At 66.4% G+C, this 11,432-nt stretch carries 10 protein-coding genes and 1 tRNA gene; 7 read left to right on the top strand and 4 right to left on the bottom strand.

The annotated features are described in order from the left end of the window. Positions 1-329: CHAP domain-containing protein (locus ACE3SN_RS13690; RefSeq protein WP_374530903.1), on the bottom strand; the 329-nt coding region annotated here is incomplete at its 3' end. Positions 330-515: 186 nt separating this feature from the next. Between ACE3SN_RS13690 and der the strand changes: the two genes are divergently transcribed. After that, complete coding sequence (der, locus tag ACE3SN_RS13685; RefSeq protein ID WP_374530901.1) at positions 516-1,898, top strand: ribosome biogenesis GTPase Der; 1,383 nt, start codon at positions 516-518, stop codon at positions 1,896-1,898. A gap of 6 nt (positions 1,899-1,904) precedes the next feature. Here der and ACE3SN_RS13680 read toward each other — a convergent pair whose 3' ends face one another. After that, positions 1,905-2,993, bottom strand: coding sequence for an SPOR domain-containing protein (locus ACE3SN_RS13680; protein WP_374530899.1), 1,089 nt, complete (start codon positions 2,991-2,993; stop codon positions 1,905-1,907). 245 nt (positions 2,994-3,238) lie between these two features. Between ACE3SN_RS13680 and ACE3SN_RS13675 the strand changes: the two genes are divergently transcribed. Genes ACE3SN_RS13675 through ACE3SN_RS13665 form a run of 3 tightly spaced genes read left to right on the top strand, consistent with a single transcriptional unit; the run spans position 3,239 to position 5,884 of the window. Beyond that, positions 3,239-3,958, top strand: a complete 720-nt coding sequence (locus tag ACE3SN_RS13675; protein ID WP_374530897.1) for an AAA family ATPase — start codon at positions 3,239-3,241, stop codon at positions 3,956-3,958. 17 nt (positions 3,959-3,975) lie between these two features. Continuing rightward, entirely contained in the window at positions 3,976-4,422 is a 447-nt protein-coding gene (locus ACE3SN_RS13670; protein WP_374530895.1) for a hypothetical protein, read from the top strand. Positions 4,423-4,450: 28 nt separating this feature from the next. Then, complete coding sequence (locus ACE3SN_RS13665) at positions 4,451-5,884, top strand: CDC27 family protein (protein WP_374530893.1); 1,434 nt, start codon at positions 4,451-4,453, stop codon at positions 5,882-5,884. Between the two features lie 87 nt (positions 5,885-5,971). On the opposite strand, the gene ACE3SN_RS13660 is transcribed toward ACE3SN_RS13665, so the two are convergent. Both ACE3SN_RS13660 and ACE3SN_RS13655 read right to left on the bottom strand, forming a co-directional pair. Further along, on the bottom strand, positions 5,972-7,207 hold the full coding sequence (locus ACE3SN_RS13660) for a dihydroorotase family protein (RefSeq protein ID WP_374530891.1): 1,236 nt from the start codon (positions 7,205-7,207) through the stop codon (positions 5,972-5,974). Next, a complete protein-coding gene (locus tag ACE3SN_RS13655; RefSeq protein WP_374530889.1) occupies positions 7,204-8,226 on the bottom strand; it encodes an aspartate carbamoyltransferase catalytic subunit in 1,023 nt (340 codons plus the stop codon). Before ACE3SN_RS13655 ends, ACE3SN_RS13660 begins: the two co-directional genes overlap by 4 nt. Positions 8,227-8,372: 146 nt before the next feature. Here ACE3SN_RS13655 and sppA point away from each other — a divergent pair, with 146 nt between their 5' ends. The 3 genes from sppA to tig form a co-directional block, all read left to right on the top strand. Continuing rightward, positions 8,373-10,256 (top strand): signal peptide peptidase SppA, encoded by a 1,884-nt coding sequence (gene sppA / locus ACE3SN_RS13650; protein WP_374530887.1) that lies wholly within the window; start codon positions 8,373-8,375, stop codon positions 10,254-10,256. 116 nt (positions 10,257-10,372) lie between these two features. Continuing rightward, positions 10,373-10,457 (top strand) — tRNA-Leu (locus tag ACE3SN_RS13645). 70 nt (positions 10,458-10,527) lie between these two features. Beyond that, on the top strand, positions 10,528-11,432 hold a 905-nt coding region (gene tig, locus ACE3SN_RS13640; RefSeq protein WP_374530885.1), incomplete at its 3' end, for a trigger factor.

Genomic DNA, 11,432 nt, shown 5'->3' with positions numbered 1-11,432 from the left:
ACGCGGACATTGTCCTCGATCTGGCCGCGCCGGCCGTTGATCGGGCTCCAGTTGGCGTGACGGATCAGGATCGTGCGCGAATCGACGATCCGGCTAACCGCCGCAACGTGGCCAAGCGTCGAATTGCCGTGCGGCTTGAATGCCATAACGGCGCCGACCTTGGGCTTGTAGCCGCGCGAATACCGCCCCTCGGCCTGATCCCACCAGGTATGGGCATCGCCGTAGATGCTGATCCCGGTGACCTGCCGGGCATAAGGCACGCACTGCAGATATGGGGGCAAGACTGTGCCACCCGAATCCGTCACGCTGTCGCTTTCATCAAAATCGATGCTGCGCGCGCCAAGGGGGGCGGCTGAAAGCAGCAGAAGCGCGCCAATCTTGATCAAGAAGTGGTTCCTCATGAGCACAGGAATCGCAGATCAAGGTTAGGGCTAGCCTGCTCATAATGGTTAACGTCGCGGCAAGACTTCGCCGTGCGGCTTGCAAATTCTTGCCGGTGGCTTCAGGGCAGGAACATGAACCTCCCTCAGGTCATCATTATTGGCCGCCCGAATGTCGGCAAATCGACCCTGTTCAACCGGCTGGTCGGCAAGCGCCTGGCGCTGGTCGACGATCAGCCGGGGGTGACGCGCGACCGCCGCTTTGGTGAGGCGCACCTGCTGGGGCTCGATTTCACCATCGTCGACACGGCCGGTTGGGAAGACGAGGACGCGGCCAGCCTGCCGGGCCGGATGCGCCAGCAAACCGAGGCGGCGCTGCAGGGGGCCGACGTGGCGCTGTTCGTGATCGATGCGCGCGCAGGCCTTACCCCGCTCGACGAGGAAATCGCCCGCCATCTGCGCCAATCCGACGTGCCGGTCATCCTGGTGGCCAACAAGGCGGAAGGTCGCGCGGGCGACGGCGGCCTGTACGAGGCGTTCGCGCTGGGCTTTGGCGAGCCGGTAGCGCTTTCAGCGGAGCATGGCCAAGGCATGGCTGACCTGTTCGAGGCGCTGCTGCCGCATCTTGAGCCGCTGCAGGTCGAAGCCGAAGACGAGATCGATTACGAGGATGAGGAAGCGCTCAACAAGGCGCCGCTCAAGCTGGCGATCGTCGGGCGTCCCAATGCGGGCAAGTCGACGCTGATCAACGCCATGCTGCACGAGGACCGCCTGCTGACCGGCCCGGAAGCCGGGATCACCCGCGATTCGATTGCGGTCGATTGGCAGTGGACCGATCCCGACAGCGGCGAGGAACGCCCCGTGCGGCTGATCGACACGGCCGGAATGCGCAAGAAGGCGCAGATCACGGACAAGCTGGAAAAGCTGGCGGTTGCCGATGCGCGCCATGCGATCGACTTTGCCGAAGTGGTGGTGTTGCTGCTCGATGCGACGCGCGGGCTGGAGCATCAGGATCTCAAGATCGCCTCGATGGTGCTCGAAGAGGGCCGCGCACTGATTGTCGCGATCAACAAGTGGGATGTGGCCGAGGACGCCTCGGCCCTGTTCAACGGGATCCGCGCCGCGCTTGATGAAGGGCTGGCGCAGGTCAAGGGGCTGCCGCTGCTGGCGGTCTCGGCCCGGACCGGCAAGGGGCTGGACCAGCTGATCAAGTCCGCGTTCGACATTCGCGCGTCGTGGTCGAAGCGCGTGCCGACGGGCCTGCTCAACCGCTGGTTCGACGAGGCTCTGGCCAAGAACCCGCCGCCTGCGCCCGGCGGCAAGCGGATCAAGCTGCGGTACATCACCCAGGCGAAGACCCGTCCGCCCGGTTTCGTGCTGTTCGGCACCCGGCTGGACGACTTGCCGACCAGTTATCAGCGCTATCTGGTTAACGGCATCCGCCGCGACCTTGGATTTGATTCGGTGCCGGTGCGCCTGACGCTGCGCTCGGCAAAGAACCCCTACAAGACCGACTGACGCCGATCAGGGCGCCACCGGCACGCAGGTAAATCCTGCCGAGGACAGCCGTGCGCAGGCGGCCTGGGCAGCTTCGCGGCTGGCGAAGCCGCCAGCCTGGAGCTTGGTTACCGCACCGGCCTTGACGTTAAGCCGGGGATGGCCCGAGAGTTCCGGACGACCCTTGACCTTGGCCCACAGTGCGTCGGCGTTGCTGGCCTGTCCGAATGCGCCAAGCTGGATCCGCCAATTTCCCGTGGCGGCCGGAACGCTCGCAGCCGCCGCCGGTTTGGGCGCGGGTTTCGGCGCGGGCGACGCTGCCACGGTGGTTGTCGCTGCGACAGGACGGGCATAGTCAGCCCCAGCGGTGCGCGGACTCGATCCGGCAGCGGTGCGCTCGGCCTCCGCTACGGCATCGCTGGCCGAAGCCGCGGTAGGCATCGGCTGCGGCTTGGGCGGCTTCGTGCTGGCCGTGACGGGCGGGTTGGCGCCGGGCACGGTCGTGCCAAGGTCGACCGCGGCCATCTGGCGCGCGCGGGTGGCCTGGGCTTCGCTGTCGAGTTCGGCAGCAAGGGCGACGCCCTGCTGGCGCTGTTCGATCGGAATATAGCTGTCCATCTGGGTTAGCGCGTCGCGAGCCTGGGGTAGCCCTTGCTGGTTGGCCAGCGTGATCAGGGCATAGGCGCGGACCCAGTCCTTGGGCAGCAGGTCGCCGTTGAAATGCGCGATCCCGAGAAGGTACTGCGCGCGCGGATCGCCCCGGTCGCTGGCGGCGCGGAGATAGGGCAGGGCCAGCTTGCGTTCGCCGCGCTGGAACAGCAGCAGTCCGTAATTGTCAGAGGCTTGCAGATGTCCGAGGGCGGAAGCCTGGGCATAGAGCGCCTCGGCCTTGGCCAGGTCCTGGGGTACTCCGCGGCCAAGTTTGTAGGCCTGGCCGAGATTGAACATGGCATCGGCATCGCCCTTGGCCGCTTCGGCCTGCCATTCGCGCACGGCAGCGGTATAGTCGCCGCGTGTCCAGGCATCGACTCCGGCCTTGGTGTCCGCCAGCGCGGGTAGGGCGGCAAGGGTACTGGCCGTGGCCAGAATGGCAGCGATCAAGTTCTTGCGGTTCATCGAAAAATCCCGATTGCCCGCCCCGCGTTAACCCCGAGGCGTCTGGTGCGCAACAAGCCTGCGACACGGCGCATGGTTAGTTGGTAAATTCGCATGGTGAACGAATAGTTAGCAATGAAAATTATGGCGGAAATCCGCGACTTCAGCCTCCAGTAGAAAATCAGCGTTTACCAAAAATTAGGAACGATCTGCGATCCCCCGAGCCATCTCTTGTTCGAATGCAGTGTTTTTAGGGGGAATTGGCTTTGCGCGTACTGGCATTGGCATCGCAAAAAGGCGGATCGGGCAAGACTACCTTGTCCGGGCATCTCGCCGTGCAGGCCCAGCGCGCCGGCGCTGGACCGGTCGTGCTGATCGACATCGATCCCCAGGGTTCGCTCTCGGATTGGTGGAACGAACGCGAGGCGGAATTTCCCGCCTTTGCGCAGACCACCGTGGCGCGTCTGGCCAGCGATCTGGCCGCGCTGCGTCAGCAGGGGTTCCGCCTGGCCGTGATCGACACGCCGCCCGCGATTACCATGGCGATCCAGTCCGTGATCTCGGTTGCCGAGCTGATCGTCGTGCCGACCCGCCCGAGCCCGCACGACCTGCGCGCCGTGGGCGCCACGGTTGACTTGTGCGAACGCGCAGGCAAGCCGCTGATCTTCGTGGTCAACGCCGCGACCCCCAAGGCCAAGATCACGTCCGAAGCTGCCGTGGCCTTGTCGCAGCACGGCACGGTCGCCCCGATCACGCTGCATCACCGCACCGACTTCGCCGCTTCGATGATCGATGGCCGCACGGTGATGGAAGTCGATCCCAACGGCCGCTCCGCGCAGGAAGTCGTGGCGCTGTGGAACTACATCTCCGATCGCCTCGAAAAGAACTTCCGCCGCACCGTGTTTGCCGCGCCGACCAGCGTTTCGACGATCCAGGGTGTGCATCGACCGCAGGGTGGCTTCGGTCGCCGCGTAGCCGGATCCTGAGGGGAGCAACGGGGGACATGAGCGAGCACAAGGCCTTTGCCTCACTGGGTCCCAGCTTGCTGGCCCGCAAGGGTGGCGCGCGTCCAGCGATGCGCCCGCAGCTCGCCGCGATCCTGCCCGAAACTGCCGCCGTGGAATTTCAGCCCCACGCCGAGGACGATCTTGGCTGGAACGACATGGGGCACGATCAAGCTTCGGCCGCGCCGTTGCCCGAAGTGGTGCGCCAGCAACAGGCGCTTAGCCGCCGGATTGCCCGCGAACGCCGCTCCGCGCTCGACGATGGCCGCCGCGCCGCCTTTACCCTGCGCGTCGATGCCGAACGCCATCTCAAGCTGCGGCTCGCCTGCACGTTGCGCAATCGCAGCGCGCAGCAACTGGTGACCGAAGCGCTCGACCGCCTTCTCGCCGACCTTCCCGACGTAGCCGATCTTGCCGCCCACGTGGCGCGCAAGAACCGCAAGTAACGCTTTGCCCGAAAGAGGGGGACTTCCCATGACCGCCATCAACAACCGCAGCAAGATCAAGCGCCTTGGCCTTCCGGTAGGGATTGCCGGCGCAATCGCCCTCGCCCTGGTCGCCACCGGCGGCAGCAGCACTGCCGTTGCCAAGCCGAGCCCCGACCGGACTGCCGCCAAGGCGCAGGAAGCTCTCAACAAGGGCCAGTACGACAAGGCGATCCAGCTCGCGGAAGCAGTGGTGCTGGCCGCACCGCGCGAGGCTTCCTATCGCACGCTGTTGGGCAATGCCTATCTGCGTGCGGGCCGCTTCGAATCGGCAGCCCAGGCCTTCAACGACGCGATGAAGCTGGGCGACAACAGCGCCCGCACCGCGCTGTCACTGGCGCTGGCCCAGATCGGCGCGGGCCATAATCAGGAAGCCGTGGCGATCCTCGATGACTGGCGAGATGCCATCCCGGCGGCCGACCTTGGTCTGGCCATGGCGCTGGCCGGCGAAACGGGCCGCGGCGTTGCAATCCTGTCCGATGCGCTGCGGTCGGGTGAAAACACCCCCAAGGTGCGCCAGAACCTGGCCTATGCCTATGCGCTCGATGGCCGCTGGCGTGAAGCGCGGCTGATGGCGTCGCAGGACGTTCCGGCCGACCAGATCAATGACCGGATCGGCGAATGGGCTTCGCGCGCTCGCCCCGAAGATCATCGCCTGCGCGTGGCGAGCCTGCTTTCGGTGCCGGTGCGCGCCGACGCCGGTCAGCCGGCCGCGCTCGCACTGGTCGACAACCCGGCCGCGCAGCAGCTTGCCGCCGAAGAAGGCGCGCTGGCTCCGGTTCAGGCGGTTGAACAGCCGCAAGTTGCCGCCACTGGCGAACTCCCGGCGGCCAATGCCGAACCGGCAGTTAGTCTGGCCCAGTATCAGCCGGTCGGCTCGAGCGCCTCGGCACAGCAGCCCGTGATGCAGGACGGCGTGGCCTATGTTTCGCAGCCGGTGGTGCAGGACGTGGCCGCACCGGCTCCGCTGGCGCGCTCCAGCGTGGCCGTCGCGGCTCCGGCTGCGCCGCGCGGACCCAAGGTGCGCCCGCTGCGCCAGAACGGGGCGCGTCCGGCCTATGGCGTTGGCGCAACTCACGTGGTGCAGCTGGGCTCGTTCCTGAGCGAGCAGGGCGCGCGCCGCGCCTGGGGCATCTACACCAAGCAGAACCCCGAACTTAAGAACTACCGCATGGCCATCACCCAGGCGGATGTGCGCGGCAAGCACTACTGGCGCGTGGCTGCTGCGGGTCTGAACGCTGGCGGGGCCAATGGCCTGTGCTCGACGGTCAAAAACCGTGGCGGCGCCTGCTTTGCCTATGCCGTGCGCCCCGCGACGCCGGGCAACCGCGCCGGTGCGCCGATGATGGCGAAAGCCAAGCCCGCACCCAAGGCTCCGGCTGCGCGCAATGCTTCCGGTCCGGCCAACGCCCGCCGCCACTAAGTCAATTCCAGGGTCAATACCTGGAACCGCAAGGTTCGAAAGCGCAGCCCCCTTCCGCGCGAGCGGGAGGGGGCTGCGCGTTGCGCCTCAGCCGACTTCGACTCCGCCCTTGTAGAGCGCGGTGACGCGGCCCTGAACGCCTTGCTTGTCAAACGGCGTATTGCCTGCCGCGGCCGCCATCTTGTCGGACGAGACGACCCACGGACGGTCTGGATCGACCAGCGCGATGTCGGCCTGTGCGCCCACGGCCAGTGTACCCGCATCGACCCCGAGCAGCGCGGCGGGATTGCTGGCCAGCAAGGCAAAGGCGCGGGTGATGTCGATCACGCGATCGCGGACCAGTCCCAGCGTCAGCGGCAGCAGTGTTTCCGCACCCGCCATGCCGGGTTCGGCATCGGCAAAGGGCAGGCGCTTGTCTTCGGGGCCGCGCGGATCGTGGCCCGATGCGACCACGTCGATCGTCCCGTCGGTCAGCGCGGCCAGCACGGCCTGCCGGTCAGCTTCGCTGCGCAGCGGGGGGGACAGGCGGGTGAAGGTGCGGAAATCGCCGATCGACACGTCCGACAGCATGAAGTGCGCAGGCGTGATCCCGGCTGTTACGTTCGCGCCGCGCGCCTTGGCTGCGCGGACCAGATCGAGCGCGGCCTTGGTCGTCACCTGGCGCAAGTGCAGCCGCGCGCCGGTCAATTCCGCCAGCGCAATGTCTCGCGCGGCGGCCAGCGCCTCGGCCTCGGCGGGGGCAGATGGCAGGCCCAGCCGGGTCGCCATTTCGCCGGCGGTGGCAACGGCGCTGCCGGCCAGTCCGCCATCTTCGGCATGGCTGACCACCACGAGGTTCAGCATCGCGCAGTACGACAGCAGGCGGTGCATCGTGCCCGAATCCGCGATCCAGCGGCGGCCCGTGGCGACCGCCTTGGCCCCGGCATCGCGCATCAGCGCCAGTTCGGCCAGCTCGCGTCCTTCCAGCCCCTTGGTTGCAGCGGCCAGCGGGTGGACCCACAGGTCCGGCTTGCCCGACTGCGCGGCGAAACGCACTGCAGATGGCTTGTCGAGCACCAGGCCCTGATCGGGCATCAGCGCGGCGCGGGTGATCCCGCCGAAATGGAACGCGGGCTTGTCGATCGCGAAAACGCCGAGGTCGACCAGCCCCGGCGCGATCAGCTGGCCCTTGGCATCGACCACGCGGTCGCCGTCCTGCGGGGTGACATCGCCGCCCAGCGCGGTGATCCGGTCGGCTTCGCAGCGGATCGCGCCCGCCTGCGGTGCGCCGCTGGCGGAAATCAGCTTGCCGTTGACGATGGTGAGCGCGGGAAGCTGTTTCATGCCCAGCCCTCCAGTCCGCGCGTTTTTCGGGTCAACACGTCAAGACAAGCCATGCGGATCGCGACTCCCATTTCGACTTGCCGGGTAATCAGCGAGCGGCCCGCGAGGTCCGCGACGTTGCTGTCGATCTCGACCCCGCGGTTCATCGGGCCGGGGTGCATGACCAGAGCTTCGCCCTTGGCCTTGGCCAGCCGGTCAAGCGTCAGGCCGTAAAGGTGGCGGTATTCGCGCGGGGAGGGGATGAACTGCCCTTCCATGCGTTCCTGCTGGAGCCGCAGCATCATCACCACGTCTGCACCGTCCAGCGCCGCATCGAAATCGCGGAACGGGGTGACCTTCAAGAGCTCGATCCCGGCCGGCATCAGCGCGGGCGGGGCGCAGACCCGGACGCTGGCGCCCAGCGTGGTCAGGCAGTGGATGTTCGAGCGCGCCACCCGGCTGTGCAGGATGTCGCCGCAAATCGTCACGGTCAGCCCGCCGAAATCGTCGCCCAGGCCGCGTTCGCGCAGCGCCGTGCGGATCGTCAGCGCGTCGAGCAGGCCTTGCGTAGGGTGTTCGTGCTGGCCGTCCCCGGCGTTGAGCACCGGGCAATCCACCTTGTCCGCGATCAGCCGCACCGCGCCCGAAGACTGGTGGCGGATCACCATGGCATCGGCGTGCATGGCGTTGAGCGTCATCGCCGTGTCGATCAGGGTTTCGCCCTTCTTCACGCTCGACTGCGCTACAGCCATGTTGACCACGTCGGCGCCCAGTCGCTTGCCAGCGATTTCGAAGGACAGCAGCGTGCGGGTGGAATTTTCGAAGAAGGCATTGATGATCGTGAGGCCCGCCAGCCGGTCGCTGCGCTTGTGCGGCTGGCGGTTAAGCTCCACCCATTGTTCCGCCTCGTCGAGCAGGTACAGCAGCTCCCACGGGGCCAGCCCCGCAAGGCCGGTCAGGTCGCGGTGCGGGAAAGCGGCGCTGCCCGCAGGATAACGGGCAGCGGAGGCCGCTGGCGGATGAGTGTCTGGCGATGTCATTGAAGACAGCGCCCTAGACCGCCGTGGGCTTTGGCTCAAGCACGATAACGCATTCGCCGGTGGACAAACGGCACTGGTCAAGCTGGGACTGGCCTTTGCCACCTGCGCTCCCTATGTCTGGCGCGATCACCGGCTAAGGAACCCGAATGATTTTTGCTCGCAAGGTCTGGCACCTGTTCGTTGCAATCAAGGACGCACTGGTGCTGCTGTTCATGCTGCTGTTCTTCTTTGGGCTCTATGCGCTCCTGACCGTCCGCCCCAGCGTCGCCCAGTTGCACGACGGCGCGCTGCTGCTGAAACTTGACGGCGCAGTGGTCGAAGAACCGGCGATGGTCGATCCGCTGTCGGGGCTGGTTTCGGGCGATACGCCCGCCAAGGAATACGCTGCGCGCGATGTGGTGCGCGCCCTCAAGCTGGCCGCCAGCGACGATCATGTGAAGGCCGTGGTGTTCGATCTCTCGCGCTTTACCGGCGGCGGGCTGGTCCACATGGAGGAAATCGGCGCGGCGATGGATGAAGTGCGGGCTGCGAAGAAGCCGGTGCTGACCTACGCGGTTGGCTATACCGATGATGGCGTGATGCTGGCCGCCCACGCGAGCGAAGCCTGGGTCGATCCGATCGGCGGGGCCTTCGTGATGGGGCCGGGCGGACAGAGCCTCTATTACGGCGCGCTGCTCGAACGGCTCAAGGTCAAGGCGCACGTGTTCCGCGTCGGCACCTACAAGGACTTCGTCGAACCCTACCTGCGCACTGGCCAGTCCGAACCGGCCAAGCAAGCGCGCACCGCGCTTTACGGTGCGGTCTGGGAAGACTGGCAGGCCAATGTCGCCAAGGCGCGTCCCAAGGCCAATCTGAAGCTGGTGACGAGCGATCCGGTCGGCTGGATCAAGGCTTCGGGCGGGGATGCCGCCAAGGCTGCGCTGAGCGCCGGACTGATCGACCGGATCGGTGACGAGGTGGCCTTTGGCGAACGCGTCAAGGCATTGGCCGGCGCGGATAACTCGTCGAGTAAGCCGGGCGGCTTCGCGCATTTCCCGATGTCGACGCTGCTGGCGGCGCATCCCCTGCCACATGAGGGCAAGGCCGTGGCCGTAGTGACGGTCGCTGGCGAGATCGTCGATGGCAAGGCGGGGCCGGGCAGCGCAGGCGGCGACCGGATCGTTGGCCTGATCGATGAGGCCAACGCCGACGGCGCGGCTGCGCTGGTGCTGCGGGTCGATTCGCCTGGCGGTTCGGTGCTGGCCTCTGAACGCATCCGTCTTGCGCTCGAACGCTTCAAGGCCAGCGGGCGGCCGGTGATCGTCTCGATGGCCAACCTTGCGGCCAGCGGGGGCTATTGGGTCTCGACCCCGGCATCGAAGATCTTCGCCGAGCCCGGCACGATCACCGGCTCGATCGGGATCTTCGCGATCATCCCGACCTTCGAGGGGACGCTGGCGAACTATGGCGTCAATAGCGACGGGGTGCGCACCACGCCGCTGTCGGGCCAGCCGGACCTGCTCACGGGGCTTACCCCCGAAGCCGAAGCCATGCTCCAGGCCAATATCGAGAACGGCTATGCCCGCTTCATCGGCCTGGTCGCCAAGTCGCGCGGCAAGACGCCGCAGCAGATCGACGCGATTGCCCAGGGGCGCGTCTGGGACGGCGGAACGGCGCGCCAGATCGGTCTGGTCGACCAGTTCGGCGGGCTTGCGGACGCATTGGAATTCGCGGCAAGCAGCGCCAAGCTCGAAAGCTGGCATCCGGTCTTTTACGGCACCAAGGTGGATCCGCTGGGCTCGCTGCTCGAACGGTTCGGCGCCGGTGAAGACGAGGGCGACCAGTCTGCGCAGCGCGATTTTGCCGGGATCATGGCGGCCCGTCAGAACCAGCTGCTCGGCCGCGTCAGCCAGGATCTGGGCCGCTTGCTGAGCGCCGAAGGGGCGCAGGCCTATTGCCTCGAATGCCCGGTTCCGGCTGCCGCGCAGGCGCCGAAGAGCCGCGATCTGGGCGCCTTGGCCAGGCTCTTGACGCTACTTGGTCTCGCTTAGGCCGATTGCGCGCCCTATCGCGCTTGCCCTTTTGCATCGGGGTCACTAAGGGCCACCGCTTGATTCCGGATTCATGCGCGCGTCCAGCGCGGGCATGGGGCGGTGTTCGTCGGGCCGCGGGCGTGGCGGAATTGGTAGACGCGCTGGTTTTAGGTACCAGTATCGCAAGATGTGGGGGTTCGAGTCCCTTCGCCCGCACCAATTCGGCCCTTCGAACCGATGGCTCCGCCAGCCGGTGATTGTGGATGGATTCTAGAAGGCGTCATTTGTCATGCAGATTGTCGAGACCAGCAACGAGGGTTTGAAGCGCGCCTACACGGTGACGATTGCGGCGAAGGACATCGCCGCGCGGATCGAGGGTGAGGTGGCCAAGATCGCCCCGCAGGTGCGCATGCCCGGTTTCCGCCCCGGCAAGGTGCCCGCCAACCTCGTCAAGAAGATGCACGGCCCCCAGCTGCACCAGGAAGCGCTCAACACCTCGGTGCGCGAAGCGCTCGACAAGGTGGTGGCCGACAACAAGCTGCGTCCCGCGATGCAGCCGCAGATCGCGCTTGGCGAAGGCTATGAGGAAGGCAAGGACGCCGAACTGACCGTCAGCCTCGAAGTGCTGCCGACCATCGTTGCCCCTTCGCTTGAAGGCCTCAAGCTCGAAAAGCTGACCGTCGCCGTCACCGACGCCGAAGTCGACGAGCAGCTGGGCAAGCTGGCTGCTGGCGCGAAGAGCTTCGTCGATGCCAAGAAGGGCAAGAAGGCCGAAACCGGCGACCAGTTGATCATCGACTTCGTCGGCAAGCTCGACGGCGTTGAATTCGAAGGCGGCAAGGCCGAGGACGCGGCGCTGGAAATCGGTTCGGGCCGGTTCATCCCGGGCTTCGAAGAGCAGCTCGTGGGCGTGAAGGCTGGCGATGAAAAGACCATCACCGTGACCTTCCCGGCTGACTATCCGGCCGAAAACCTCAAGGGCAAGGACGCCCAGTTCGATATCACCGTCAAGGCGGTGAAGGTGCCGGGCGAAACCAAGATCGACGACGAGTTCGCCAAGAACCTTGGCCTTGAAAGCCTCGACCAGCTGAAGGGTCTGCTGCGCGGCCAGCTGGAACAGGAAACCGCCGGTCTGACCCGCACCCAGATGAAGCGCGCCCTGCTCGACGTGCTGGCCGCCGATCACGATTTCGA

Source organism: Novosphingobium sp., from assembly GCF_041915465.1.
In the GTDB taxonomy this organism is placed as follows: Bacteria; Pseudomonadota; Alphaproteobacteria; order Sphingomonadales; family Sphingomonadaceae; genus Novosphingobium.
This window is presented reverse-complemented; position numbering and strand designations above follow the sequence as displayed.